Genomic DNA, 25,228 nt, shown 5'->3' with positions numbered 1-25,228 from the left:
GAGAGAGTTCTTTCCCGAGTCTGTGAATTCCCTGAGAAAGCGTGCGGGCGGCTTGGTACGGCCGACTCAGCAGTCGAACAGCGCCTTCGCGTTGTCGTGGCAGACCGCGCGCAACCAGTCGTCCCCGAGCCCCAGCCGCTCCAGGGCGTGCAACTGGTGGGCGTACGGGTACGGAATGTTCGGGAAGTCCGTCCCCAGCAGGATCCGGTCCCCGAGCGCCACGAGCCGCCCGCGTTCGGCCGCCGGGAAGGGCGTGAAGCCCTCGCTGAAGTCGGTGAACGCCATCGTCGTATCGAGCCGGACCTCCCGGTACGTCTCCGCGAGAGTCAGGAACTCCGCGTACTCCGGCATCCCCATGTGCGCCACGACCAGCCGCAGCCGAGGGTGGCGGGCCAGCAGCCGGCCGACCGGTTCCGGCCCGGTGTGGATGCCGGGCGCCGGCCCGGACCCGCAGTGCATCACGACGGGGACACCGGCCTCGGCGAGCAGCCCCCACACCGGTTCCAGCAGCGGATCGTTCGGGTCGTACGCCCCGACCTGGAGGTGCGACTTGAAGACCCGCGCCCCCGCCCCGACGGCCTCGGCCACGTACTTCTCGACGCCCTCCTCCGGGAAGAGGGTCGCGGTGTGCAGACAGTCGTGCACCCGCCCGGCGAACCCGGCCGCCCACTCGTTCAGCCAGGCCGCCATGCCCGCCTTGTGCGGGTAGAGCATCGAGGTGAACCGGAGCACGCCGAACGAACGCAGCAGCGCGAGGCGCTCGTCCTCGTCGTGCCGGTAGGTGATGGGCCACTCCATCCCGGTCAGCGGCCCGACCGCGTCGAAGTAGGCCCAGACCTTGCGCAGCACCTGTTCCGGCATGAAATGCGTGTGTACGTCGATGATCCCGGGCAGCCCGAGCCGCTCATGGAACCGCACCACGTCATCGCGTTCGTCACTCATCCGGCGCTCCCCTCGTCCGATCGCACCCGACGATCTCAGAACAGCCCGCCCTGCGACGCGCCGCCCCCGACGACGACGGTCGGCACGCTCACCCCGGCCCCCGCACCGGCCGCCGCCAGCGACCAGCCGGTCATCAGCCGGGTGTCCACGACGACGATCCCGTCCGCGCCCGCGTCCAGATGCAGATCCGGCCCGGCGGCCGCCACCAGCCGCCCGGCGACCACGCCCCCGTCCACGAGCCCGGTCACCGCCCGCACCGGCGGGTCCATCGAGGAAATCCCGAAGATCCCCGCATGGTCGACCGCCTCGAACGGCAGCCGCTCCAGCGCCTCGGGCCAGCCGCGCCCGTCGAGGGCCGCCGCCCGCCCGTACAGCTCCGCCACCTCGGCGGCCCGCTCGGCCGGCTCCGGGAGGTCCTGCCGCACCGCCCGCTTGCGCGCGTACGGAATCCGGTCCGGCACCCCGAGCGCTGCCCGCAGCACCTCCTCCGCCCGTCGCGCCGCCATCAAGGGTCCCCGCCCCAGCCAGCTGAACACCACAGCACCCTGCTCCCGCAGCCGGGCCGCTCCCCGCTCCTCGGCGGTGATCCCGACCTTCACCATTCCGGCCCCGAACCAGGCGAGGTACACGCGGTACGTCCGCGGGTCGTCCGGAATCGTGTCGGCCGCCACCGAATGTGCCCGGTCCAGCCGCGCACACTCCGCGCACCGCGCGCCCGTACTCCGCTCCGGGACCGGGGCCGCCACCGGGCAGGCGTTCCCCCGCGCCCCGACACACGTCCGCACCCCCGAGGCCCGGAACCCGAGCTCTCTCCCGTACGCCAGAGCGCTCCCCCGCGTCCGCGCGCCCTTCCGCCACCCGAGCACGGGCCCGCCCCGCTCGTCGGGCCAGCGAAGGCCGGTGCACCGCCATTCCATGCGTGAACTCCCGGACTGTGGACGTGGATACGGACGGACAGCGAACCAGCGATGATCCCACACATCGCCCTGCGGTGTGATCGGCGTCACACTGGAGGGACCGTGGCTCGCTACCAGGACCCTTCGAGGTGTTCGACCATGACCGGCATCGACGGCACTGCTCTCGACAGTCTGCGCTCGGCCTTGAGGGGGCATGTCGTCACGCCGGGTGACTCGGACTACGACGAGAGCCGCAGCCTCTACAACGCCATGATCGACCGGCGCCCCGCCGCCATCGCCCGCTGCACGGACGTGGCGGACGTGCGGGCCACCCTCGCGTACGCCCAGGACGCCGGGCTCGACCTGGCCGTACGCGGCGGCGGACACAGCGGGCCCGGCCTGTGCCTGATCGAGGACGGGCTGACCCTCGACCTCTCCCCGATGCGCTCGGTACGCGTCGATCCCGGGGCCGGAACGGCGCAGGTGGACGGCGGTGCGCAACTTGGCGACCTGGACCACGCGACGCACACCTTCGGCCTCGGCGTACCGGCCGGAATCATGTCGACCACGGGCGTCGGCGGCCTCACGCTGGGCGGCGGGCACGGCTATCTGACCCGCGCCCACGGCCTCACGATCGACAGCCTGATCGCCGCGGACGTCGTCCTGGCCGACGGCACCTTCGTCACCGCGTCCGAGACGGAGCACCCCGACCTGTTCTGGGCGCTGCGGGGCGGCGGCGGCAACTTCGGCGTGGTCACCTCGTTCACGTACCGGCTGCACCCGGTGAACACGGTCGGCGTCGCGGTGACGGTGTGGCCGGTGGACCGCACGGCCGAGGTGCTGCGCTGGTACCGCGACTTCCTGCCCGCCGCACCGGACGACCTGTACGGCTTCTTCGCCCTGCTGACCGTGCCGCCGGGGCCGCCCTTCCCCGAGCCGATCCACGGACAGAAGATGTGCGGCGTCATCTGGTGCTACACGGGCGACCCGGCGTCCGGCCGGCTGGAGGACACCCTCTCCGCGGTCAACGACCCGGCGCCCCCGGCCTTCCACTTCACCAGCCCCATGCCCTACCCCGCCCTCCAGACCATGTTCGACGGCCTGATCCCCAAGGGACTCCAGTGGTACTGGCGCGGTGACTTCTTCGACGCGATCTCCGACGCGGCGGTCGAGGTGCACGCGAAGTACGGCCGCAACCTGCCCACCGGCCTGTCGACGATGCACCTGTACCCGGTGGACGGAGCCGCCCACCGCGTCGCCCCCGACGCGACACCCTGGGCCTACCGGGACGCCACCTGGTCCGGCGTCATCGCGGGCATCGATCCGGACCCCGCCAACGCCGAGCAGATCCGGCAGTGGTGCGTCGACTACTGGACCGAGCTGCACCCCCACTCCATGGGCGGCGCCTACGTCAACTTCCTCGGCGAGGCCGAGGCCCCGGACCGCGTCCGGTCGTCGTACCGCGCGACCTACGACCGCCTGGCCGCGGTCAAGCGCACGTACGACCCGGACAACTTCTTCCGCGCCAACCAGAACATCCAGCCGGCCGCTGCGTGAGGATGCCTCCCCCGGGGCCGTCAGCAGACGGTCCCCTGCGGCTATTCTCCGGCCATGTCGAATCAATCCGTGGCAGCAGGCGTCACTCTCGCGGGCGTCCTGGCGCACTGCGGCGGAAACCCGGTGGGCGCGGTGAAGCTGCTCGTGGGATCCGTGGCGTCCGCGCCTGCTGCCCCGCAACCCTATGCGGCCCTCGCCGAGTTGTGGCAGGACCGGCGCCAGGAGCTGAAGGCCGGCCTCGAAGGGGACGGGTCCCTTCCCTCCGTGCTGGCGCAGGCCTACTTCTTCTTCCTCGGCGGGGAGATGGACGACGCGGCGATGTCCCTGGGGTCGGTCACGGGGGCACGGCCCGGCGTCTCGTGGGCCGCCGCACCGTGGTTCGGCGACGAGCGCTTCCTCGACACGGTGAGCGCGGAGGCACTGGCCGAGGCGTGTCTGCGGACCCTGGACTACGCGCACGACCTGGACAGCGACGAGATGCGCGGGCGGTTCGCGCCCTGGTTCCACGCCATCGACACGGTCTCGCGGCGGAGTCCGGTGCCGGAGTCGCTTGCCGCCATGGCCCGGCTGCCACGGGCCTGTGGCCGCTACGAGCAGTCCTTCGCCCTGTGCGACCGCGCCGATGCCGTCGAGCGGGTGATGTGGACCGCCGTGGCGCGGGCGAGCACCTGGCGCGCCATGGGCGATCTCGACCGGGCCGCGGCGGCCTTCGAGGACGCCCTGACCCTGGACCCCGGCAACTGGTCGCTCTACCTGGACCTCGGGGACATACGCGCCGAGCAGGGCGACTTCGCCGCAGCCGCCGGACTGGCCGAACAGGGCCTGTGCCATGAACCGCGGGAAGTCTCCCTGCGCGCGGCGTCCGCCGCCTACCGCACGCGCCTGTCCGGGTCGCCCGAAGAACTGCGGGCCCTGATCACCGTGGCGCCGGAACTGTCGCAGACGGCCTACCGGAATCTGCTGCTCGACTACGCGTGCGCGGGGCCCGGCCTGTCCCCGGCCCTCGTCGCCGAGGCCCGCCGTCTTCGCGACTGAACCGGCCCGCCCGGGCCCGCGCCCCTCCAGCGGGCGCGCCCCGCGCGTTAGGATCCGGGCCATGGACCTGACCGTGCAGGACGTGGAGCGGTTCGAGGCCGCCAGGCCGCGCCTGGAGGCCATCGCCTACCGCCTCCTCGGCTCCGCGAGCGAGGCCGAGGACGCGGTGCAGGACACGTTCCTGCGCTGGCAGGCCGCCGATGTGGACCGGATCGAGGTCCCCGAGGCCTGGCTGACGAAGGTCCTCACCAATCTGTGCCTCAACCAGCTCACTTCGGCCCGGTCCCGGCGCGAGATGTACGTGGGCCAGTGGCTGCCCGAGCCGCTGCTCGCCGGAGACCCGATGCTCGGCCCCGCCGACACCGTGGAGCAGCGCGACTCCGTCTCGTACGCCGTCCTCACCCTCATGGAGCGCCTGTCCCCCAACGAGCGTGCGGTGTACGTGCTGCGGGAGGCCTTCGGCTATCCGCACCGCGAGATCGCCGAGATCCTCGACCTCACCGAGGCCGCCGCCCAGCAGATCTTCCACCGCGCCAAGAAGCACATCGCGGACGGCAGGGCCCGTACCGAGGTCGACGACGCGACCGCCCGCCGGATCGTCGAGGAGTTCCTCGCGGCCGCCACGAGCGGCAGGACCGAGCCCCTCGTGCGGCTGCTCACCGAGGATGCCGTCGCGATCGGCGACGGTGGCGGCAAGGTTCCGGCCCGCGCCAAGGCGTTCGAGGGCGCGCTCGCGGTCGCGAAGTTCATGCGCGGGCTGTTCAAGCCCGGCAAGGCCCAGCGCGCCCTCGCAGGCGGCACAGTCGAGATCTACGCCACCAGCGCCAACGGCTCCTCCGCCCTGCTGGCGGTCGTCGACGGCCGGGTCATCGGCGTCATCTGTCCGGAGATCACCGCGGACGGCATCGCCGCGTTCCGAAGCCAGGTCAACCCCGACAAGCTCGAACGCGCGACCCGGCGCTGGGCGGCGTCCGACCACGGAGAGCCCCTGTTCAGCGCCTTCTGACCCATGTGTGACGTGGCTCACATTCTCCACCTGTCAGGAAACCGCGGGCTGCCCGGTTCAAGGGGCGAAACCGCGCGAGACAGGAGCAGGGAAATGCAGCAGCAGCACCGCATCATCGTCCTCGGAGCCGGATACTCGGGTGCCATCGCCGCCGGCCGCCTCGCCAAGCGGCTGCGTCGTGAAGACGTCGCCATCACCCTCGTCAACGCCGAACCCGACTTCGTCGAGCGCGTCCGCATGCACCAGCTCGCGGTCGGCCAGGAGCTCACGCCCCGGCCCTTCAGCGAGATGTTCGCGGGCACCGGCGTCGCCCTGAAGTACGCGAAGGTCACCGGCATCGACGCCGACCGCAGGACCGTCACCGTGACGGACGCGGAGAGCGCGGAGGAACTCGGCTACGACACCCTCGTCTACGCCCTCGGCAGCGGCTGGAACACCCAGGGCGTCCCCGGCGCCGACGAGCACGCCCACGAGATCGCGGACCGCTCGGGCGCACTCCGCCTGCGCGAGCGCCTGGCAGCCCTGACAGCCGGGCAGCCCGTGGTCGTCGTCGGCGGCGGCCTCACCGGCCTGGAGGCCGCGACCGAGATCGCGGAGGCCCGCCCGGACCTCGACGTCGCCCTCGCCGCCCGCGGCGAGCTCGCCGACTGGCTCTCGCCCAAGGGCCGCAAGCACGTGCGAAAGGTCTTCGACGGGCTCGGCATCACCGTCCACGAGCACAGCGCCGTCACCGAGGTGACGCCCGACCGCGTCACCGCCTCCGACGGCGCGTCGCTCCCGTCTGCGGCCACCGTGTGGACGACCGGCTTCGCGGTCCATCCGATCGCCGAGGCCACCACCCTGGAGGTCTCCGGCACCGGCCAGATCGTGGTCGACGCGACCATGCGCTCGCTCTCGCACCCGGACGTGTACGCCATCGGCGACGCCGCCCTGGTCGCGGGCCCCGGCGACAAGCCCCTGCGCATGTCGTGCGCCTCGGGCGTCCCCACCGCCTGGCAGGCCGCCGACGCCATCGCGGCCCGCCTCACCGGCACGAAGGTGCCGAAGACCCCGATCCGGTACTTCAACCAGTGCATCTCGCTGGGACGGAAGGAAGGCCTGATCCAGTACGTCACCGCCGACGACAGCGCCAAGAACGCGGCCCTGACCGGCCGGCTCGCCGCCGTCTACAAGGAACTGGTCTGCAAGGGCGCGGCCTGGGGCGTCGCCCACCCCACCCTCGGCGCTCCGGCCCGCCGCCGCCCGGTCGTGCGGTCCGAGCAGCACCCCCGCGTGACCGCAGTCGCCAACGCCGAGGCCTGATCCACGGCGGCGTGCGGGGTCCGTGCCGGGCACAGCGGCTCAGCGCTTCTGTGCCCGGTACTTCTTTCCGCACGGGCAGCACCGCTCTGCCCGACACAGCCTCCGGGCAGAGCACTCCGGCACGGTTCATTCGCGTCATTCGCGCCAGGTGGCAACCAAGCGCCCCGCCAGCGCCAGCACCAGCGCTGCCGCGAGGAGATACATGCCAAGACGTTCCTCGGGCAGGGCCGGCGACCACACCCGCCAGGCCGACGGGAGGGGGCTGTCGGCGTCCGAGGAAGAACCGTGCAGGAACAAGCGGGGTGCCACGCTGGTCCGGCTGCGCACCCACAGCAGCACACCTATGACGGCGCAGGTCGCGGCGGTCGCATACAAAGCCGTAGCGCTGCGGGGGGACGGTCTGTTCACGGGCTTTTCCTCGCCTCTGTCGTCGTGTTGGGCGGATTCTCTCGCCGTGCACTCCGATCACACGAGGCCGGGGTCGTCCCGAGCGTCGGTACGAGCGCCCCGGCGCGCGCCGGTGAACTCGTACAGCAGCACCTCGTCCACGAGCCGGTTCGTGTACAACCGCCGGGCGTCGCGCTCGCCGAGGTTCTCCAGAGCGACGAGCACCAACCCGGGGTCCGCCGCGGCGGCCGATCGCAACTGGACGACCTCGTGACGGCTCAGCCCTCCGATGCCGTACGACGGGCTGTCGTCGCCCACCACGGCCCACGGCCCCCGCGTATCGGCCAGGGCGCGGCGGAACGCCTCGGGAGGGCCCGTACGCCCATGGGCCACAGCCTCCTCCCGGTCCCGTCCCAGGGCCACGGTGATCCAGGCCGCCGGGCGGACCGGCCGCCATCCTGCAGCCAGGCCGCACAGCTCCCCCGCGATGTCGCGGGCGTCGAGGCCACGGTCGATGAGCGGGCGCAGCGCGTACGCGAGGCGGCGCAGGCCTTCGTGCTGGGTCCAGGCGACGAGCGGCCGCACCTGGCGGGCGACGACGATGTCCCGGGCGACCTGGAGCGGAGACCGCCGCGCCACCCGGTCGGATGGCGCGCGCCTGCGCGAGGTGTAGTTCAACTTCCCACTCACAGCAGCCTTGCGTACGTCGTGGTGGGGCCCGGAAGAATGGGGCGCACGCATGCCTGGACCGCGGTTGTCCACAGGCACGTTATCCACAGCCCCGGCCCTCGCCTTCGCGGCCCCGACCGCCCTCGCCTTCGCGGCCCCGACCGCGCGGTCCCGGCCCTCGCCCGTCACCCCGCACACGCGCGCCCCGTAGCCCGATCCCTCCAGACGGTGGCCCATCGCCGAGTCGTACGCGGCCGGAATCGTGGCGGCGTAGACCGTCGCCGTACCGGCGTACGGGCGCCCGGGCAGGTGCAGGTTCCGCTTCGACCCGTGCCGCTGCCACACCAGTGCGCCCAACTCCCGTAACACCCGGACATGCCGCTTCACCGTCGCCACCGACACACCACACCGGGCAGCGGTGCCCTCCAGGTCGTACAGGACGAACCCGAGCCGGAAGTCCATCCGCCCGGCCAGATCCCGCGCGACGGCCAACGTCGTCGCCCCTGCCCGGAGATGCAGTCCGGCCTCGACGAGCCACACCACCGCCCGCAACCACGCCCGCGGCCGAGCCCGCCGGGAGGCGGTCGAGTCGAGCTCCTGGAGGGGGCGGGGAACGGGGGCCCATGCCGGATCCGGGCATGGCGGAGGAGCGCAGCACGAAGCCGCGCCGGTGGGGTGGCGCATCACAGTCCGTGGGGTGAGGGGCGGCCGGTGGGGCCGCGGAGGTCGGGGAAGCGGAGCCGTTTCGCACGGCTCAGGGCGTGGGAGTGGTCACCACGCGCGTACCGGGCCTAGGATCGAACGCGAATCCTTCTCTTCACATGGGTGGATTTCGGATCGGCGGGGTGATGACCCGCTGGTCACTACGGCCGGGCGGTCTCTACACCGCTCGGCCGTTCTGCTATTCGGCCGAGGGCCCTTGCGCTTCCCGGTCGGCCCGGCGCCGTTGCGCTCCGCTCTGGCCCTTGCCGATCTGCTGGGCGCGGGCCGCAGAGATGCCTCCGAGGAGCTGCCCGATGTCCTTCCACGTCCTGCCTTGCTCCTTCAGGGCGTTGACACGCTGCTGGCGAAGCTGTCGGAGCCCCGTCTGATAGCTGGGCCACTCCTCCAACGCCCGCGACACGGCCAAGGCGCACGCCTCGTCGTCCTCGATGTCCCTGAATGCCGCGATGGCTTCCACCAGGCGTTCCACCTCCTGGATCTGCTCAGGGTCATTCACCATCCCCGCGCTCCCTCCTGCGGCGCGGCCAGCACGACTGTAAACCCCGGGCTTGACGTTATTCAACCCTGGGGTTTAACTTCGTTCTCGCGAGGCCGGCCAACGGTCCCGTAGCAACAGAACGGCCCCGGCCCGGAGTTCGCACCTCCGCTCGGCCGGGGCCAGTCAGAACCTGAGATCACCAGGAGACCGACCATGCGCCATCCTTCCACCCCGGACTCCCCGCCCGACAGGCGGCTCGTCACGCTGCCTCCGGTCATCACGCTCTCCGCCCAGCAGGTTCGGGGCGTGCACTGCGTCTTCTGCGGCACGGCCCTGCACACCGGGGCCGTCCGCGACCTCGGTGTGCAGCTGACCGAGGCGCACGGATCGGTGGTCCGCTGGTTTCCTCGCAGCTGTCACGGCTGCCCCAAGGAGCAGGCGTGCCCGATGACGTGCGACCGCTGCGGCGAGCCGATCGCCGCCGGCGACGAGGAACGGGTGACGATCCACGGAGGGTCAGGGGCGGGCGGCACGATCACCGTGCACGCGGCGCACTGCCCTTCGTCACGTGACCTTCGCTTCGCGTCGACTCCGGCGGTACAGCACGGTGGCCGGAACGAGGAGCACCGCGCCGAGGAAGAAGTAGCCGTTGATCACCATGGACTTCCAGAGAGGGCGTCGTAGGCGAGGAAGAGCCACACCGGAGCGACGCTGTCGGGACCCGTCAGCTCGCCGGTAGCCTGCGCCATCATGATGCGCACCTGGATCTTTCCGGCACTGTTTGCACTCTGCGGCCTACTCGTCGCGACCGGGACGGCCCTCAGCGGGAGCCCCGGCGAAGCTGCCGCACTCCTGCTGATGTTCGTCCTGCTCGCAGGCATGAACTCGCCTCTGGTCTTCCCGAGTTCAGTCAGTGCGCAAGAGGCACAACGCCGCAGCGCGGTCGACGGCAGGCCGGTCGTCTACTGGCGTCCGGGTTGCACATACTGCCTTCGGCTGCGCAGCCGGTTGGGCCGCCGGGCCCGCCAGTTGCACTGGGTCAACATCTGGAAGGACCCGGACGGAGCGGCGGCGGTGAGAGCAGCCAACGGGGGCAATGAGACCGTGCCGACCGTCGTCGTGGCCGGCGAGTCACACACCAACCCCGATCCTTCATGGGTGCGCGAGCAACTCCCGTCTTCCCCGTGAGCGGGAGCGGCCCGCTCCACTGCCTCAGTCCAGCGACATCCCGATGGCCCGGCCCCCCGATGGCCACAGCTGCCCACCTCGCCGGGCCGGCAACGTCAGGATGCGGGACAGAGCGTCTTTCGCAGCCCGATGTTGATGTGGCTGCCATCGTCATCGGTCAGCGTGACGCCGTCATAGGAGAACCGCTGCGCTGCGCTGTGGTCCGTGTTCGCGGCGCCGCCGTCGAGGGCCGCACACTGGTTGCGAGCCGCGTCGATGGCCTTGTCCTCGTCATGGGTGAGGTTGCTGTTGACGTCCCTGACCGCCGCGAGGACGGCGTCCCGCTCGGCGCCGGTGGGCTCGGACGGAAGGCCGGTGTCCTTGGCGGTGCCACTGTCGTCCGAATGGCTCGACGCCTCGGGTGTGCTGCTCCTGGTGGTGTCGGCGTTGCTGTCACTGCCGCTGTCGCAGCCGACGGCGGCGAAGGCGAGTACGGCGGCGATGGCCGCAGTGGTGGCACGGATGCGCATGGTCCCCCCTGGCGTGATTCAAGTAGGGACATGGTGGGGGGTGCGTGACACCAAGGCCGCGGCGGTGACGGAGTCATGACATTCTGCGGACGCTTTTGGAACGCTCCCCCGCAGCGTGACGGTCGCTGCCTGCTGGACAGGCGATCGGCACGAAGGCGGGCGCGCTCAACTGACGTCAGGACATAAGTCAGAGGCCCTCAGGATTTCTCCTGAGGGCCTCTGACCTGCTGTGCACTCGGCAGGATTCGAACCTGCAACCTTCTGATCCGTAGTCAGATGCTCTATCCGTTAAGCTACGAGTGCTTGTGCGTCCCGGGCTTTTTTCTGCCCCGTCGGCGTTGCGAGAACAACATTACATGACCTGCGCCGTGACGCGAAATCCATTAGCCGCACCCGCGCTGAGCTGCCAGAACGCCGGTTCGCGCCACCCCCGCGCAGCCCCGTTGCGGGCCGTCCCCGCCCGGGAACGACCGAAGCCCCGCGCCAGTGGCGCGGGGCTTCGGTGATCAAGCGGAGGCGGAGGGATTTGAACCCTCGATGGGTTTTAAAACCCAAACCGCATTAGCAGTGCGGCGCCATAGACCGGACTAGGCGACGCCTCCAGCACACCCCACGCGAGCGCGGGTGGTGCGTGCAGATGATGACACAGTCGAGCGTCGCGTCACCAATCGATAGCTACGGTACTAGGCAGTCGGCCGCGAGGGCAAAGCGCCTCGGGTTGCGCAACGCCGTGGCGTGCGGAGCGTTAGTCATGCGGGGCACCCGCCCTTCGATTCCGTCCGTCGCCGGCTTCGGGCCGGCGACACGCACGACCACTGGAGCCCGCAATGATGCGTCGTCTCGCCCTCACCGCCGTCGTGTCGCTGGCCGCACTCGCCGCCGCCGCACCTGGGGCCACGGCCGCGGCCGGTCCCCTTCCGCTACCTCTGTTGCCGCTGCCGGTGCTGCAGAACGACGACGCGGGCACGCGGCTCACCGTGATCGTCTCCGGGTCGGGGAACCCCGAGGCCGACGGCAGGTACGAGCTGGAGTGCGACCCGGCGGGTGGCACGCACCCGGTGGCGCAGCAGGCCTGCGACCGGCTGGCGCAGCTGCCGGGTGAGGGCGCTGACCCGTTCGCGCCGGTGTCCCGGAGCGCGATGTGCACCCAGCAGTTCGGCAGTGCGGCCACCGCCCGGATCACCGGTACGTGGCAGGGGCGAAGCGTCGACTCCACGTTCGAGCGCAGCAACGGATGCGAGATCTCGCGCTGGAACAGCCTGCGGCCGGTGCTCCCGAACGTGCGGTGAGCTGCGGCTGCGCCGTTCCGGGGCGGCCTGAGGAGCACGTAACGGGTCGGAGTCGTACACCGTATGTACAGATCCTTGGTGAGAGCTCCCCCTCATCCGCCGTCCTTCGCCCCTCCCCAGCCTTTAGACTCCTCAGTGACAGCCTGAGGCCCGAGGGGCAAGATGGGGCCCGCTGTCGGCAAGGTGCAGTAATCAGGGAGGAAGCGTCGTCGTGAGCAGCAGGCCATCTCGAGGCGCTGCTCGCCTCGCAGCCATACTCGACGCCCTTCCGGACGGGCTTCTGCTCGTCAACTGCAACGGTACGGTCGTCAACGCCAACACCATCGCCCTCGAAATGTTCGAGACGCCGGGCACCGCGCTCGTCGGTCGCGGACTGCTCGATCTGCTGCCGGAGTTCGACTCCAAGCTGATCCCGGGGTCGATGCGGAGGCCGGAGGCTGCGGACGAGCGGGGCCGGACCAAGCCCACGCGGATGACCGCGCGGCGGACCGACGGCAACGAGTACCCCGTCGAGGTGACGAGCGCCAGCCTGGAGGACGGGCAGGCGGCGTACACCGACGCCCAGAACACGTACAGCGGCAGCTATACGGGTGACGAGCTGCTGATGCTCGTCGTGCGCGATCTGTCGGGCACCGTGGACACCGAGGCCGAGCTGGCCCGGTCCCAGCGGCAGACGGAGATGATCCTGCGGGCCGCCTCCGAGGGCGTCGTCGGTACCGACACGGACGGCCGGGTCGTCCTCGTGAACCCCGCCGCCGCGCAGATCCTGGGCTTCCGCGCCAGTGATCTGGGCGGTCAGGAGCTGCATCCGCTGATCCTGCACTCGCGGGCCGAGGGTGAGCCGTTCCCGTACGAGGAGTCGCCGCTGGCCGACACCCTCAAGTCGGGGCGCAAGCACCGGGTGCGCGGGCAGGTGCTGTGGTCCAAGAGCGGGGCGCAGGTGCCCGTCGACCTGACCACCGCGCCCGTGCGCGACGGCGACCAGCTCGTCGGCGCGGTCATGACCTTCACCGACCGCCGCCCGTACGAGGAGCTCGACCAGCAGCGCAGGACCGAGGTCGCCGAGCTGACCGCGAGCCACACCGCCGCGGTCACCGAGCTGACCGAGCGGCACGCCGCCGAGCTCACCGCACTGACGGACCAGCACGCGGCCGAGCTCGCGGACCGCACCGAGCGGTACGCCTCCGAGCTGGAGGAGCAGGCCGAGCGGCTGGCGGACCTCTCCGCCCGGCACACCCAGCTGACCGCCGTGCTCGGCGAGTCCCTGCGCGGGCCGCTCCAGGAGCTTCGCGGCGAGCTGTCCACGCTCGCCGCCGACCCCGGGGGCCAGCTGTGGCCCGAGGCCAACCAGGTCCTGCACCACCTCGCCGCGGGCTACGCGCGCATGACGACGCTCGTCGACAACGTGCTGAGCTACCAGCGGCTGGACGGCGGCTCCGAGGCGCTCGTCAAGACGAACGTGCTGCTCGACGGCGTGGTGACGGCGGGGATCGACGCAGCGGTCGAGCTGATCGGCCCGGGCCGGGCCCAGTTCGCCGTGCACGCGCCGCCGATCGAGGCCGAGGTCGACGCGGGGCGGCTGGTGACCGCGCTCGCGCACCTGGTCGCGGACGTCGCCGGGGTCGACTCGACCGGCAAGGCCCGGCTGGTGCCGGGCGGCGGTTACGTCGACTCGACGGTCGTCGTGGCAGCTGCACAGCGCGGTGACGTCGTACGGATCGAGGTGCGCGGGCCGTTCGCCGGGGGAGACCCGGTGCACGAGCCGATCGTGCGCGGCATCGTGCGCGCCCATGGCGGTGTGCTCCAGACGCACGAGATGGCCGGGATGAGCGGCAGCGCGTACGTGCTCGAAGTCCCGCTCGGCGCGGGTGCGGGGACCGTGATGCCGCCGCCGATGCCGCCGATGGCTTCCGAGGTGGGCGTGGCTGCTGAGGTGGCCGTGTTCTCGTCGGCGCCTGTGGGTCCGGGTGATGCCGGGGCTTCCGGCGATGTCGCCCTCACTGAGGGCGGGAGGCGGGGGCGCCGGGCGCGCAGGGGCTCCACGGATGCGTTCCTGGACAGCCCGGTGGGCGAGTCCGACGGTACGGGGGAGCTCGGAGGCGCGGAGTCGGGGCTTGCAGCCGGGGGCGTGGCCGAGCCGACCGGGCGCCGGCGTGCGCGCCGGGAGGCGGAAAGCGGTCCCGCGCCGGAGTCCGTCGAAACTTCTGCCGCCGTGCCCGAGCCTTTCGGGGGGCCCGCGGCCGCAGCCGTACCCGCGCCCGACGCCGTGGGCCCGCAGGGTGGCGGTTCCGGGCGCAGGCGCGGACGGCCCAGCCCCGCGGAGAACGGTGAGGCGGCGGGCGCCCGGCCGCAGGGTCCGGGGCAGGCTCTCGCGCTGTCCGCAGGGCCCGCGCCTTCGGAGGGGTCCGTGGTGACGGCCGCCGAGGGTGCTCAGGGGGCCGGTGGCCGTCCGCAGCGCGGGCAGACCGTCCCGCCGCAGGGTGTTCCGGCCGAGGCGCCGATGCCGATGCCCGTACCGGCGGGCGGACACCGGGCGAACCGGGGCGGCGACAGCCAGCTGGCGCTTCCGGCCGCCGGGCAGGCGGCCCCCGGACTCGCGGCCCCCGAGGAGACGCGTGGAGAGGCGCAGGGACCCGCGCCGGCGCAGCAGCAGCAGCAGCCGAGCGGTCGGCGCGCCCGTCGCGCCCTGTCGGCCGCCCAGGACAGGGCCGCCCAGGCCGAGGCCGGTCCGCGCGTCCCCTTCGCGCTGCCGCCGGCGGACGCCGACCGGATGCAGCCCACCGCCGGTGAGGCGGACGCGTCGCTGCCCGGGCACCATGACGTCGCGCGCCACGACGCGGTGTCCGGCGCACCGGACGACGACCACACCCCGTCGCAGGCGCACCCGGTCCCGACCGGGCGACGCCGGGCCCGGCACGCCGACGCACCCCAGCCTCCGCAGCAGGGGCCGGCCGCGCCGTCCGACCAGCCGTCGTCTCCCGTACAGCCGGGGGGCTGGGGGACGGACGACGCGTCGGGTCAGGGCCCCGCCGCTCAGGAAGGGCCCGACGACGGCCCCGGCCTGCCCGAGTCCGGAATGACCACGCACGCCACGGGTACGGCCATGGCCGGCCACGTCCGCGGCGCCGCATCCGAGAACGACGACGGCCCGGCCGGCCCGACGGATTCGGCCGGCCCGACGGCCTTGGCCGGCCCCGCGGCTCTGGCCGGTCCCGCGGCTCTGGCCGGTCCCGCAGACCCGAACGCTCACGACGGAAGCCGCCCGCGGAGGCTTTCGCCCGGCCCGGACGCGCGACGGCAGCCGCTGCCGGCCGAGGCGCCCATGCCCGCCGGGTCGGACTCGACGCAGGGGCGTGCGTTCAGCGTGCGGACGCTGGGGCAGGGCGTGCCGTTCGCCCAGCACCTCGCGCACCAGCAGAACCAGACGCTGGGTGGCGCCGGCGGTGCCGGGCGTCGCCGTAAGCTCGCCGCCCCGCCCGAGGGCGACCGTGCCGAGCGCGCGGTGCCGCCCGCGGCCACCGCCGTACCGGCCGCTGCCGCACCGCCCACCGCCACGCCTCAACCGTCCGCCCCGCAGACCGGCCCCGGTGGCACGGCAAGCACGGGCGGCACGATTCAGGGCCAGTCAGGTGCGGGGCAGTTGCTCGCCGCGCCGGCGGCCGAAGGACGCGCGTACGCCATAGGAGCGCCCGACGAGGGCGCCGCCGAGGGACCGGAGCCGCTCGACGGCCCCGGTGGCGCGGTCGAGGTCGCCAACCGTCCGTCCCCGCAGCCCGTCGACGACGAACTGCCCCCGGAGCCGCTGGACAACCCGCGCCGGCTCCTCGTCTGGCCCGCCCCCGACGTCTCCACCCAGCAGGCGCTGAGCGACCGCGGATACCGCCCGGTGATCGTGCACTCGCGCGAGGAGGTCGACGCGCAGATCGCGGCGTTCCCCGCCGCGCTCTTCGTGGACCCGCTGACCGGCCCCATCACCCGTAAGGCCCTGCAGTCGCTGCGCCAGGCGGCGGTGGCGGCAGAGGTGCCGGTCCTGGTGACCGCCGGTCTGGGACAGGCCTCGCGGGAGGCGGCGTACGGCGCCGACCCGGCCGTGCTCCTGAAAGCCCTCGCCCCGCGCGACAGCGAACAGCATCCGCCCCGCGTCCTGCTGATCGAGGAGCACGAGGAGATCGCGGTCGCGCTGACGCAGACGCTGGAACGGCGCGGCATGCAGGTCGCCTGTGCCGCGACGGACAGCGAAGCGGTCGCGCTCGCGACCCGGATGCGGCCGAACCTGGTGGTGATGGACCTGATGCAGGTACGCCGTCGCCGCGCCGGGATCGTCGACTGGCTGCGCGCCAACGGCCAGCTGAACCGCACCCCGCTGGTCGTCTACACCTCGGCCGACATGAACCACTCGGAGCTGCCGATGCTCAGCTCCGGCGAGACGGTCCTCTTCCTGGCCGAACGCTCGACGAGCGACGAGGTGCAGTCCCGCATCGTCGACCTGCTCGCGAAGATCGGCACGAACTGACCGCAGGCCGGCAAAGTACGAAAACGACGACGAGGGCGGTACGGGATCACACTCCCGTACCGCCCTCGCTTCACATCAGCCGTACGCCGTTCAGAGCTGGGTGATGTCCAGCTCGCCCGCCGCGTACTGCTTCCGGATGACCTTCTTGTCGAACTTCCCCACGCTCGTCTTCGGTACGGACGCGATGACCGACCAGCGCTCCGGCAGCTGCCACTTCGCGATGCCCGACTCGGCGAGGAACGCCTTCAGCGCCTCGTAGTCGGCGGTGGCGCCCTCCTTGAGCACGACGGTCGCGAGCGGGCGCTCGCCCCACTTGTCATCCGGGACGGCCACGACCGCGGCCTCGGCCACGTCCGGGTGGGCCATCAGGGCGTTCTCCAGCTCGACGCTGGAGATCCACTCGCCGCCGGACTTGATGACGTCCTTGGCCCGGTCCGTGAGCGTGAGGAAGCCGTCGGGGCTGATCACACCGACGTCTCCGGTCTTCAGCCAGCCGTCCTCGCTGAACTTGTCCTCGGGCCGCAGCGCCTCGCCGTCGGCGCCGCCGTAGTAGGCACCGGCGATCCAGGCGCCGCGCACCTCCAGCTCACCGGCCGACTCGCCGTCCCACTCCAGGTGCTCCCCGGCGGGGCCGACCAGACGCGCCTCGACGCCGGCCGGGAAGCGGCCCTGCGTGATGCGGTACGGCCACTCCTGCTCCTCGGTCAGCCCGGCGGGCGGGTTGGCCATCGTGCCGAGCGGCGAGGTCTCGGTCATGCCCCAGGCGTGACAGAGGCGGACGCCGAGCTTGTCGTACGCCTCCATGAGCGAGGGCGGACAGGCGGCGCCGCCGATCGTGACGCGGGCCATCGAGGTGAGATCGCGCGGGTTGGCCGTGACCTCGGCGAGCAGCCCCTGCCAGATGGTGGGGACGGCCGCGGCGTGGGTCGGCCGCTCGCGCTCGATCATCTCCGCAAGCGGGGCGGGCTGCAGGAAGCGGTCGGGCATCAGCATGTTGACGCCGGCCATGAACGTGGCGTGTGGCAGCCCCCAGGCGTTGACATGGAACTGGGGGACGACCACCAGGGTGGTGTCCTTGTCCGTCAGGCCCATCGACTCGGCCATGTTGACCTGCATGGAGTGCAGATAGATCGAGCGGTGGGAGTAGACGACGCCCTTGGGGTCCCCGGTGGTGCCGGAGGTGTAGCACATGGCGGCGGCCTGGCGTTCGTCCAGCTCGGGCCAGTCGTAGCTGGTGGGGCGGCCGGCGATCAGCTCCTCGTAGTCGTGCACCCGCACCGCGGCGCCGTCCAGGACGGAGCGGTCACCGGGGCCCGACACGACCACGTGCTCCAGCGACGTCAGCTGGGGGAGCAGGGGGGCGAGGAGCGGCAGCAGGGAGCCGTTGACGATGACGGCCTTGTCGTCGGCGTGCCTGACGATCCAGACCAGCTGCTCGGCGGGAAGGCGGAGGTTGAGCGTGTGGAGCACGGCACCCATCGACGGGATGGCGAGGTACGCCTCCACGTGCTCCGAGTTGTTCCACATCAGTGTCGCGACGCGCTGGTCCCCGTCGATGCCGAGCTCGTCGTGCAGGGCGTGGGCGAGCTGGGTGGCCCGGCGGCCGATCTCGGCGAAGCTGCGCCGGTGCGGCTCGGGCTCTCCGGTCCAGGTCGTGACCTGCGACTTCCCGTGGATGGTCATCCCATGGGTCAGGATGCGGGTGACAGTCAGCGGTACGTCCTGCATGGTGCTGAGCACGGCGTCCTCCCGGTGGGCGCTACGCGGCAGTAAGGTTCCGCTGATTCTGCGCACATACCGCGCGGTATGTCACTACTCCGGGGGGAACGAATCGGTGTCGTCGGGCACATTCACCCCAGGGAGACGGGGCGGAGGGCGTGCCCCGGTGCGCGTGCGCCGGGGAGGGACGGGTGTCATCGGACGGGGGCCAGCTCCGGGTCCTGGCGCAGCTTGCCGAGCGCCCGGGAGACCGCGCTCTTGACCGTGCCGATGGACACCCCGAGCAGCTCGGCGGTCTGGGCCTCGCTGAGATCCTCGTAGTAGCGCAGGACGACCATGGCCCGCTGGCGGTCGGGAAGCTTCAGTACGGCACGCCACATGGCGTCGTGCAGTGTCTGGTGCTCGGCCGGGTCCGGCCCGGGCACGGTCTCCTGCTCGGGCAGCTCGTCACAGGCGAACTCGTCGACCTTGCGTTTGCGCCACTGCGAGGTACGGGTGTTGAGCAGGGCCCTGCGGACATAGCCGTCGAGTGCCCGGTGGTCCTCGATCCGCTCCCAGGCGACGTACGTCTTGGTCAGCGCCGTCTGCAGCAGGTCCTCGGCGTCGCTGGGATTCGCGGTGAGTGACCGGGCGGCGCGCAGCAGCACCGGGCCGCGGGCTTTCACGAAGGACGTGAACGACGGGTACGGGACGTAGGGCGCACGCGCCGCACCGTAGGACGAGCGTGCAGCCGCCGGGGTGCGCGGGGCGGCCGGGGTGCGCGGGGCGGCCGGGGTGCGCGGGGCGGCCGGGGTACGGGGGGCGGCGGCGGTGCGGGGGGCGGCCGGGGTGCGGGGGGCGGCCGGGGTGCGCGGGGCGGCCGCGGTGCGCGGGGCGGCCGGAGGTCGCGGCACGGCGTACGGGGCGAGCGACGAGCGCGGCGACTGCGGCGAGTGCGCGGCGGGCGCCGCGTGCCGCCCGCGCGGCGGAGGCCCGGGGTGCGTCGGCGCGTACGGGCTGCGCTGCGCGTCCGGGGTGGTGGCAGCGGCTCCCCTGGAGGCGCCCGTGCAGACTGGCGTGGTCATATCTCCACGCTAGGAGCGGGCGCCGTCGCGGGGATCGGCCCCAGGTCCCGAAACGGCGTCCGCCTCAGGGAGTAGGGGTGGGGCCACCTCCACCTCCTGTAGGTGGAGGTGCCGTCCTCCCGCCCTCAGGGTCAGGCCCCGAGACGCACCGGGCCTGCCCACGGCGGCGCTCACCCGGCCGACGCTCTGCAATCCGGCGGCGCTCACCCGGCCGACGCTCCCCAATCCGCGGCGCTCACCCGGCCAGGCCCAGCACGAGGCCGGAGGTCGGCACGCCCGTACCCGCCGTGACCAGGGAGGTGGCCGCGCCGGGTATCTGGTTCACCGAGGTGCCCCGGATCTGGCGGACCGCTTCCGCGATGCCGTTCATCCCGTGCAGATAGGCCTCCCCCAGCTGGCCTCCATGCGTGTTCAGCGGCAGTGCGCCGGCGGCCACGAAGTCCGCCGCCTCGCCCGGTTCACAGAAACCGAACTCCTCCAACTGCATCAGGACGAAGGGCGTGAAGTGGTCGTACAGGATCGCCACGTCGATGTCGGTGGGAGCGAGGCCCGAGGTGCGCCACAGCTGGCGGGCGACGACGCCCATCTCCGGCAGCCCGGTCAGATCGTCACGGTAGAAGCTCGTCATCTGCTCCTGCGCCCGGCCGGCGCCCTGGGCCGCCGCGACGATCACTGCGGGCGGCTGCCTCAGGTCCCGGGCCCGTTCCGCACTGGTGACGACGATCGCCTGCCCGCCGTCGGTCTCCTGACAGCAGTCGAGCAGCCGGAGCGGTTCGACGATCCACCGGGAGGCGGCATGGTCGGCAAGGGTGATCGGCTTCCCGTAGAAGTACGCCGCCGGATTGTTGGCGGCATGGCGCCGGTCGGTGACCGCGACATGGCCGAAGGCCTCCGGCGTCAGGTCGTACGCGTGCAGGTAGCGCTGGGCCGCCATGGCCACCCAGGAGGCGGGCGTGAGCAGCCCGAAGGGCAGGTTCCAGCCGAGCGCCGCCCCCTCGGCGGTGGGCTCCCGCTGCTGCACGCCGGAGCCGAAGCGGCGCCCCGACCGCTCGTTGAACGCCCGGTAGCAGACGACCACGTCGGCCACCCCGCAGGCGACGGCGAGGGCCGCCTGCTGGACCGTGGCGCAGGCCGCGCCGCCGCCGTAGTGGATGCGCGAGAAGAACGACAGCTCACCGATGCCGGCGGCCTGGGCGACGGTGATCTCGGGGCTGGTGTCCATGGTGAAGGTGACCAGCCCGTCGACGTCGGCGGGCGTGAGCCCCGCGTCGTCGAGCGCCGCGTGCACCGCCTCGACGGCCAGCTTGAGTTCGCTGCGGCCTGACTCCTTGGAGAACTCGGTCGCGCCGATGCCCGCCACCGCCGCCTTGCCGCCGAGCGAATCGGCTCGGCGCACGCTCATGGCGCTCCCTCCGGAAGCCCGACGGTCACCGTGCCGGTCACATGTCTGCCGATCCCGTTGACGCCGACGACCGCCACCTCCGCCGTCCCGTCGTCGTCCACCGAGGTGACCGTGCCGCTCAGCACCATCGTGTCCCCGGGGTAGTTGGGGGCACCGAGCCTGATGGCGACGCGCCGGAGAACGGCCGAGGGCCCGAGCCGGTCGGTGACGTACCGCCCGACCAGCCCGTTGGTGGTGAGGATGTTCATGAAGATGTCCGGGGACCCCTTCTCCCGTGCCAGCTCCGCGTCGTGGTGCACGTCCTGGTAGTCGCGGGAGGCGATCGCGCCCGCCACGATCAGCGTGCGGGTCACCGCGATCTCCAGCGGCGCCAGTGCCTCACCGGCCTTCACTCCGGTCCCTCCTTCACCAGCAGGTTGCCGAGTTCCTGAAGTACCGTGCCGCTGCCGCCGAGATGGGCGTCGAGCTGACGCCCCCAGAGGAAGTGGCGGTGTACGGGGTGGCCGAGGTCGGCGCCCGTACCGCCGTGCAGATGCTGACCCGCGTGGACGACCCGTCTCCCTGCCTCGGACGCCCACCACGCGGCCGTCAGCGCCTGTTCCCCGTACGGCAGCCCCTCGTCATGCCGCCATGCCGCTTCGTACGCCGTGACGCGGATCGCCTCGGTGTCCATGTAGGCATCGGCCGCCCGCAGCAGTACGGCTTGGTTGGTCGAGAGCGGGCGCCCGAACTGCTCGCGTGTGCCGGTGTGTTCGACCGCGCGGGCCAGCGAACCGGCGCACACGCCCGCCTGCACTCCGGCGAAGACCGTCCGGGCGGTGGCCAGCACCTCCTCGTACGCCCCCGGGCCGCCCAGGCGCTCCGCGGGCGCCCCGTCCAGCGCGAGCCGCCCGGCGGACCACGGGGCCGTGGTTTCCACGGGTTCGGTCACCACTCCCCGGCCGGCGGTCTGCACGATCCACAGAGTCCGGTCCGCGGCCGCGACCAGGACGTGGGTGGCGTCCCGCAGCCACGGCACCAACGGCACCAGGCCGTTCAGCCGTCCGTCCGCCCCCGCGTGCACCGCTCCATGGGCCGGGAACGCCCCGGCCGCCACTGCCGTGCCGTCCCGCAACGGTGGCAGCAGGCGCCCGCGCTGCTCGTACGTACCGTGCTCGGCGACTGCGAGGAGCCCGTACACGCAACTTGCCGCGAACGGCACCTGCGCCGTCGTGCGCCCCTGCTCCTCCGCCAGCAGCACCAGCCCGAGGAGTCCGGTCTCCTCGACCGCGCCGGGCAGTCCCGCCGCGCAGAGCTCCTTCCAGAGTTCCGTGTCCGTACCGCTGCCGGCGGCGGCCAGACGGTCGTGCGTCGACAGATCCCCGAATATCCGGGCGGCCAGCCCCTGCGCCGCGGCCTGCTCCTCGCTCGGAGTGAAATCCATGTCAGCCCTCACTCCCCCGGAAGACCGGCAGGACCAGGTCGGGGTCGGTACGCAGGAATTCCAGCCGCACCAGCATGCCCACCCGCACCTTGTCGCAGGGCACCCCGACGACGTTGCTGACCATTCGGACGCCCTCCGCGAGCTCGATCAGCGCCACGGCGTACGGCCCTCCCTCACCGCTATCGCTGAACGCGGGGAAGGACGGGTGGTGCATCACGACGTGGCTGAACACGGTGCCCTCGCCCGACGCCTCCACGGTGTCCCACTCGGGCGACCCGCAGGCGTTGCATCCGGGCAGCCACGGGAAGCGTGGGGTGTCGCACGCCGTGCAGCGCTGAATCAGCAGCCGGTGGGCTGCGACGCCTTCCCAGAATGCGGCGTTGTCCCGGTTGATGACGGGCCTGGACCGTAGCGCCTTCGGCTCTTCCCTGGATGCCCTGCCGGTCTTCGCCATCGTCGGCCGGTACTTGAGGATCCGGAAGCGATGCGTCCCGGCGGGTTCGTCCTGTGCCCGGATGTCCATGCGCGTGGTGACGAAGTAGCCAGTCCCCAGCTTCGTCGTCTTGCGTTCCGACACCGCCTCTATAACCGCGTCGAAGGTGACCCGGTCCCCGGGCCGCAGAGGGCGCAGATACTCCTGCTCGCAGTCGGTCGCGACCACGGAGGTGTACCCGGCCCCGTCGAGGAGGCCGAACAGTTCGTCGTAGGCCCCGCTCCGGTCCGTGTGCCCCGACAGCCCGCCCATCGTCCATACCTGGAGCATCGTCGGCGGGGCGACTGCGCCGGGCCCGCTGTAGGCGGGGTTCGCGTCCCCCATCGCCTCGCACCAGTGCCTGATCATCGGCTCGTTGACCAGGTCCTTGCCCACGCCCGCGGAGGCCGCCCCCCGGCCCTCGTACGCCTTGAGCCGCCCGTACAGCTCGTCCCGGGCCCCCTGCCCGGCCGTCACCGCTTCCCCCTCTTCATTCCGAGCCGCATCGTCGCGACGATCTCCCGTTGCACCTCACTCACCCCTCCCCCGAAGGTGTTGATCTGGGCCGCCCTGTTCATCCGCTCCAGCTCCCCGTTCCCGAAGGAGCCGGGCGAGCCGCCCCGGACCGTTCCCGCGTCGCCCGTGACCTCCTGACATATCCGGTACACCTCTACGGCGCTCTCGGTCCCCGCGAACTTCACGCCGCTCGCGTCGCCGGGAGCCAGCGCTCCCGCCCCCACGGCCCCCACCAGTCGCCAGTTGAGAAGGCGCGTCGCCGCCAGGCGGGCATGCGCCTCGGCCAGCCGGGAACGAACCCACGGCTCGTCGGCCGGCCGCCGCCCCGTCACGGGATCGCGTGTACGCGCGAAGACCAGCGTCGCCTCGTAGAAGTCCTCGGCCTGCATGCCGATCGCGGCGAGTGCCACCCGCTCATGATTCAGCTGGTTGGTGATCAGCCCCCATCCGCCGTTCTCCGCTCCGACCAGCGCCGTCGCGGGTACGCGCACGCTGTCGTAGTACGTGGCCGTCGTCGTCAGGCCGCCCACGGTCTCGATGGGCGTCCAGGTGAAGCCGGGCGCGTCCGTCGGTACGAGAACGATCGAGATACCCCGGTGCTTGGGCGCATCCGGATCCGTGCGGCAGGCGAGCCAGATCCAGTCCGCGTTCTGCGCGTTGCTGGTGAAGATCTTCTGCCCGTCGATGACCCAGGCGTCGCCGTCGCGTACGGCCTTCGTGCGCAGCGCGGCAAGGTCGGTTCCGGCCTCCGGCTCGCTGTAGCCAATGGCGAAGACGAGCTCGCCGGCCAGGATGCGCGGCAGGAAGTACTCCTTCTGGGCCTCCGTTCCGTACTTCATGAGTGTGGGGCCGACCGTGTTGAGGGTGACCATGGAGACCGGGGCGCCGGCCCGGTAGGCCTCGTCGAAGAACACGAACTGCTCGTCCGCGCCGCGGCCCTGCCCCCCGTACTCGACGGGCCAGCCGAGACCGAGCATCCCGTCGGCACCGATGCGGCGCAGCAGCCGCCGCTGTGCGTCCGGGCTCTGGCCGGCGGGATCGGTCTGTCCGCCGCTGGCGGGCAGCACTTCGCCGAAGTAGGCGCGGAGTTCGTCGCGCAGCTCCCGCTGGCGCTGGGTCGGTGCCAGGTGCACGTCGACTGCCTCCCGGGAGAGGGCGTGAGGGCCAAGGTTTCTGACTGTCCGTCAGGTTCGGCGTGACTGTCAAGGCGCTGGACAGCCGAACCCGCCCTCGAACCTCCTCCGCACCTGGAGACCTCACGACCTGCGCGCCGCCACCGCACTGGCGCCCCGCACCCCGCCGCGCCCCCTGCCGCGGCCCGGCCCCCCGACCGGACCGCGGCAGACGTCGACTCACCAGAGGTTCGTGAAGTTCACCGCCAGACTGCGGGTGGACTGGTCGATCACGGTGAACGCGGAGCCGTTCACCTGCGCGGAGTTGCTCTTATTCGATGCCCCGGATCCGGTGGCCTGCTGCTGCGAGGTGGACGAATTGCCGAGGTTGTCCCCGCCGACCCCGCTACCGCTGATCGTGGCCACGCCGGCGTTCGATCCGCTGTTCGCGAAAGCGCCGTTGTCGGCCTGGGCCACCCCACTGAAGAGAACGGCCGCGAGAGGCAGAGCGGCAACAACGGCGAGGGCGCGAGCGGTACGGATGCTTGCCATGTCTATTCCTCCAGGAACCGGAAATAAGGCTGATTCCGGGCCAGTTGGCCGACCGCCCCGGGTGATGGTCACGACGTCGCTGGATCAAAGTTGCCCAGCGCCGCACCGGCGAATCACCCACACGATCCGATTCCCCCGCAAGCGTGAGGAAGCGAAGATAAACCGTTCCTATTCAGTGAGCAGGAGTGAGCCTTGGACCCGTGCCTGGTCGCTGCGGACATCCCGAACGGTTTTGGGCGTCCACCCCCACCCCAACACCGGGAAACCGTCACCCAGTACAACGAGCAACCACCACCAAGGTCGCCCATTCGACCACCAAACACCCATTCCCACCCTCACCCGCACCACCAGCGGACACACTCCCAGGCACTACAAATCACTCATACACACAAGAACAACAGCAGTTCACAACCCCCAGACCTCACGAACTCGCAGCTCAGCTCGGCTCACGACGAGAGCCCGCCCCTTGCGGGA

22 protein-coding genes and 2 tRNA genes are annotated in these 25,228 nt (G+C 71.9%); 8 read left to right on the top strand and 16 right to left on the bottom strand.

What is annotated here, in order from left to right; all coding sequences use genetic code 11:
- Positions 1–66 precede the first annotated feature (66 nt).
- Together ABTX18_RS14160 and ABTX18_RS14155 are read right to left on the bottom strand one after the other, a co-directional pair.
- The gene (locus tag ABTX18_RS14160) at positions 67–942 is read right to left on the bottom strand and encodes an amidohydrolase family protein (RefSeq protein ID WP_352122980.1); all 876 of its coding nucleotides are present in this window, start codon (positions 940–942) and stop codon (positions 67–69) included.
- 35 nt (positions 943–977) lie between these two features.
- Positions 978–1,859 carry a DUF2797 domain-containing protein gene (locus tag ABTX18_RS14155; RefSeq protein WP_352122979.1) on the bottom strand — a complete coding sequence of 294 codons (882 nt, stop codon included), beginning with the start codon at positions 1,857–1,859 and terminating at the stop codon, positions 978–980.
- 138 nt (positions 1,860–1,997) lie between these two features.
- Between ABTX18_RS14155 and ABTX18_RS14150 the strand changes: the two genes are divergently transcribed.
- From ABTX18_RS14150 to ABTX18_RS14135, 4 genes are all read left to right on the top strand, one after another.
- The gene (locus ABTX18_RS14150) at positions 1,998–3,395 is read left to right on the top strand and encodes an FAD-binding oxidoreductase (RefSeq protein WP_352122978.1); all 1,398 of its coding nucleotides are present in this window, start codon (positions 1,998–2,000) and stop codon (positions 3,393–3,395) included.
- Positions 3,396–3,449: 54 nt separating this feature from the next.
- Positions 3,450–4,430, top strand: coding sequence for a tetratricopeptide repeat protein (locus ABTX18_RS14145; protein WP_352122977.1), 981 nt, complete (start codon positions 3,450–3,452; stop codon positions 4,428–4,430).
- A gap of 61 nt (positions 4,431–4,491) precedes the next feature.
- Entirely contained in the window at positions 4,492–5,436 is a 945-nt protein-coding gene (locus ABTX18_RS14140; RefSeq protein WP_352122976.1) for an RNA polymerase sigma-70 factor, read from the top strand.
- Positions 5,437–5,529: 93 nt separating this feature from the next.
- Positions 5,530–6,738, top strand: a complete 1,209-nt coding sequence (locus ABTX18_RS14135; RefSeq protein ID WP_352122975.1) for an NAD(P)/FAD-dependent oxidoreductase — start codon at positions 5,530–5,532, stop codon at positions 6,736–6,738.
- Positions 6,739–6,873: 135 nt separating this feature from the next.
- On the opposite strand, the gene ABTX18_RS14130 is transcribed toward ABTX18_RS14135, so the two are convergent.
- The 3 genes from ABTX18_RS14130 to ABTX18_RS14120 all read right to left on the bottom strand — a co-directional run bounded on the left by ABTX18_RS14130 (position 6,874) and on the right by ABTX18_RS14120 (position 9,016).
- Positions 6,874–7,146 (bottom strand): hypothetical protein, encoded by a 273-nt coding sequence (locus ABTX18_RS14130; protein ID WP_352122974.1) that lies wholly within the window; start codon positions 7,144–7,146, stop codon positions 6,874–6,876.
- Between the two features lie 57 nt (positions 7,147–7,203).
- Positions 7,204–8,337, bottom strand: coding sequence for a cell wall protein (locus ABTX18_RS14125; RefSeq protein ID WP_352122973.1), 1,134 nt, complete (start codon positions 8,335–8,337; stop codon positions 7,204–7,206).
- A 358-nt stretch (positions 8,338–8,695) separates the two neighbouring features.
- Positions 8,696–9,016 carry a hypothetical protein gene (locus ABTX18_RS14120; protein WP_352122972.1) on the bottom strand — a complete coding sequence of 107 codons (321 nt, stop codon included), beginning with the start codon at positions 9,014–9,016 and terminating at the stop codon, positions 8,696–8,698.
- Between the two features lie 192 nt (positions 9,017–9,208).
- Between ABTX18_RS14120 and ABTX18_RS14115 the strand changes: the two genes are divergently transcribed.
- Positions 9,209–9,679: a hypothetical protein gene (locus ABTX18_RS14115; RefSeq protein ID WP_352122971.1), complete on the top strand. Its 471-nt coding sequence runs from the start codon at positions 9,209–9,211 to the stop codon at positions 9,677–9,679.
- A gap of 66 nt (positions 9,680–9,745) precedes the next feature.
- Positions 9,746–10,183, top strand: coding sequence for a glutaredoxin domain-containing protein (locus ABTX18_RS14110; RefSeq protein WP_352122970.1), 438 nt, complete (start codon positions 9,746–9,748; stop codon positions 10,181–10,183).
- Positions 10,184–10,278: 95 nt separating this feature from the next.
- Here ABTX18_RS14110 and ABTX18_RS14105 read toward each other — a convergent pair whose 3' ends face one another.
- The 3 genes from ABTX18_RS14105 to ABTX18_RS14095 form a co-directional block, all read right to left on the bottom strand.
- The gene (locus tag ABTX18_RS14105; RefSeq protein ID WP_352122969.1) at positions 10,279–10,692 is read right to left on the bottom strand and encodes a hypothetical protein; all 414 of its coding nucleotides are present in this window, start codon (positions 10,690–10,692) and stop codon (positions 10,279–10,281) included.
- A 230-nt stretch (positions 10,693–10,922) separates the two neighbouring features.
- Positions 10,923–10,995: transfer RNA gene (locus ABTX18_RS14100), tRNA-Arg, on the bottom strand.
- A 208-nt stretch (positions 10,996–11,203) separates the two neighbouring features.
- Positions 11,204–11,294: transfer RNA gene (locus tag ABTX18_RS14095), tRNA-Ser, on the bottom strand.
- A 225-nt stretch (positions 11,295–11,519) separates the two neighbouring features.
- On the opposite strand from ABTX18_RS14095, the gene ABTX18_RS14090 reads away from it, so the two are divergent.
- Together ABTX18_RS14090 and ABTX18_RS14085 are read left to right on the top strand one after the other, a co-directional pair.
- Positions 11,520–11,981 (top strand): SSI family serine proteinase inhibitor, encoded by a 462-nt coding sequence (locus ABTX18_RS14090; RefSeq protein ID WP_352122968.1) that lies wholly within the window; start codon positions 11,520–11,522, stop codon positions 11,979–11,981.
- 211 nt (positions 11,982–12,192) lie between these two features.
- Complete coding sequence (locus ABTX18_RS14085) at positions 12,193–16,494, top strand: PAS domain-containing protein (protein WP_352122967.1); 4,302 nt, start codon at positions 12,193–12,195, stop codon at positions 16,492–16,494.
- Between the two features lie 90 nt (positions 16,495–16,584).
- On the opposite strand, the gene ABTX18_RS14080 is transcribed toward ABTX18_RS14085, so the two are convergent.
- The 8 genes from ABTX18_RS14080 to ABTX18_RS14045 all read right to left on the bottom strand — a co-directional run bounded on the left by ABTX18_RS14080 (position 16,585) and on the right by ABTX18_RS14045 (position 24,754).
- Positions 16,585–18,234: a long-chain fatty acid--CoA ligase gene (locus ABTX18_RS14080; protein WP_352122966.1), complete on the bottom strand. Its 1,650-nt coding sequence runs from the start codon at positions 18,232–18,234 to the stop codon at positions 16,585–16,587.
- A gap of 173 nt (positions 18,235–18,407) precedes the next feature.
- On the bottom strand, positions 18,408–19,106 hold the full coding sequence (locus tag ABTX18_RS14075; protein WP_503061148.1) for a SigE family RNA polymerase sigma factor: 699 nt from the start codon (positions 19,104–19,106) through the stop codon (positions 18,408–18,410).
- A 406-nt stretch (positions 19,107–19,512) separates the two neighbouring features.
- Complete coding sequence (locus ABTX18_RS14070; protein WP_352122965.1) at positions 19,513–20,679, bottom strand: lipid-transfer protein; 1,167 nt, start codon at positions 20,677–20,679, stop codon at positions 19,513–19,515.
- Entirely contained in the window at positions 20,676–21,071 is a 396-nt protein-coding gene (locus tag ABTX18_RS14065) for a MaoC family dehydratase (RefSeq protein ID WP_352122964.1), read from the bottom strand. Before ABTX18_RS14065 ends, ABTX18_RS14070 begins: the two co-directional genes overlap by 4 nt.
- Positions 21,068–22,102: an acyl-CoA dehydrogenase family protein gene (locus ABTX18_RS14060; RefSeq protein WP_352122963.1), complete on the bottom strand. Its 1,035-nt coding sequence runs from the start codon at positions 22,100–22,102 to the stop codon at positions 21,068–21,070. Before ABTX18_RS14060 ends, ABTX18_RS14065 begins: the two co-directional genes overlap by 4 nt.
- Position 22,103: 1 nt before the next feature.
- Complete coding sequence (locus tag ABTX18_RS14055; RefSeq protein ID WP_352122962.1) at positions 22,104–23,051, bottom strand: bifunctional MaoC family dehydratase N-terminal/OB-fold nucleic acid binding domain-containing protein; 948 nt, start codon at positions 23,049–23,051, stop codon at positions 22,104–22,106.
- Positions 23,048–24,223 (bottom strand): acyl-CoA dehydrogenase family protein, encoded by a 1,176-nt coding sequence (locus ABTX18_RS14050; RefSeq protein ID WP_352122961.1) that lies wholly within the window; start codon positions 24,221–24,223, stop codon positions 23,048–23,050. The genes ABTX18_RS14055 and ABTX18_RS14050 overlap by 4 nt, the downstream gene beginning before the upstream one ends.
- A 219-nt stretch (positions 24,224–24,442) precedes the next feature.
- Positions 24,443–24,754: a hypothetical protein gene (locus ABTX18_RS14045; protein WP_352122960.1), complete on the bottom strand. Its 312-nt coding sequence runs from the start codon at positions 24,752–24,754 to the stop codon at positions 24,443–24,445.
- Positions 24,755–25,228: the final 474 nt, after the last annotated feature.

Source organism: Streptomyces sp. NPDC096323, from assembly GCF_040302845.1.
GTDB lineage: Bacteria > Actinomycetota > Actinomycetes > Streptomycetales > Streptomycetaceae > Streptomyces.
Note: the sequence above shows the minus strand (reverse complement) of the source record. Positions and strands in the feature narration are given on the sequence as shown.

Bases quoted from the DNA above. Each gene is read 5' to 3' on its own strand.
- ABTX18_RS14160 (WP_352122980.1), bottom strand. From the start codon at position 942: ATGAGTGACGAACGCGATGACGTGGTGCGGTTCCATGAGCGGCTCGGG.
- ABTX18_RS14155 (WP_352122979.1), bottom strand. From the start codon at position 1,859: ATGGAATGGCGGTGCACCGGCCTTCGCTGGCCCGACGAGCGGGGCGGG.
- ABTX18_RS14150 (WP_352122978.1), top strand. From the start codon at position 1,998: ATGACCGGCATCGACGGCACTGCTCTCGACAGTCTGCGCTCGGCCTTG.
- ABTX18_RS14145 (WP_352122977.1), top strand. From the start codon at position 3,450: ATGTCGAATCAATCCGTGGCAGCAGGCGTCACTCTCGCGGGCGTCCTG.
- ABTX18_RS14140 (WP_352122976.1), top strand. From the start codon at position 4,492: ATGGACCTGACCGTGCAGGACGTGGAGCGGTTCGAGGCCGCCAGGCCG.
- ABTX18_RS14135 (WP_352122975.1), top strand. From the start codon at position 5,530: ATGCAGCAGCAGCACCGCATCATCGTCCTCGGAGCCGGATACTCGGGT.
- ABTX18_RS14120 (WP_352122972.1), bottom strand. From the start codon at position 9,016: ATGGTGAATGACCCTGAGCAGATCCAGGAGGTGGAACGCCTGGTGGAA.
- ABTX18_RS14115 (WP_352122971.1), top strand. From the start codon at position 9,209: ATGCGCCATCCTTCCACCCCGGACTCCCCGCCCGACAGGCGGCTCGTC.
- ABTX18_RS14110 (WP_352122970.1), top strand. From the start codon at position 9,746: ATGATGCGCACCTGGATCTTTCCGGCACTGTTTGCACTCTGCGGCCTA.
- ABTX18_RS14105 (WP_352122969.1), bottom strand. From the start codon at position 10,692: ATGCGCATCCGTGCCACCACTGCGGCCATCGCCGCCGTACTCGCCTTC.
- ABTX18_RS14090 (WP_352122968.1), top strand. From the start codon at position 11,520: ATGATGCGTCGTCTCGCCCTCACCGCCGTCGTGTCGCTGGCCGCACTC.
- ABTX18_RS14070 (WP_352122965.1), bottom strand. From the start codon at position 20,679: ATGAGCGTGCGCCGAGCCGATTCGCTCGGCGGCAAGGCGGCGGTGGCG.
- ABTX18_RS14060 (WP_352122963.1), bottom strand. From the start codon at position 22,102: ATGGATTTCACTCCGAGCGAGGAGCAGGCCGCGGCGCAGGGGCTGGCC.
- ABTX18_RS14045 (WP_352122960.1), bottom strand. From the start codon at position 24,754: ATGGCAAGCATCCGTACCGCTCGCGCCCTCGCCGTTGTTGCCGCTCTG.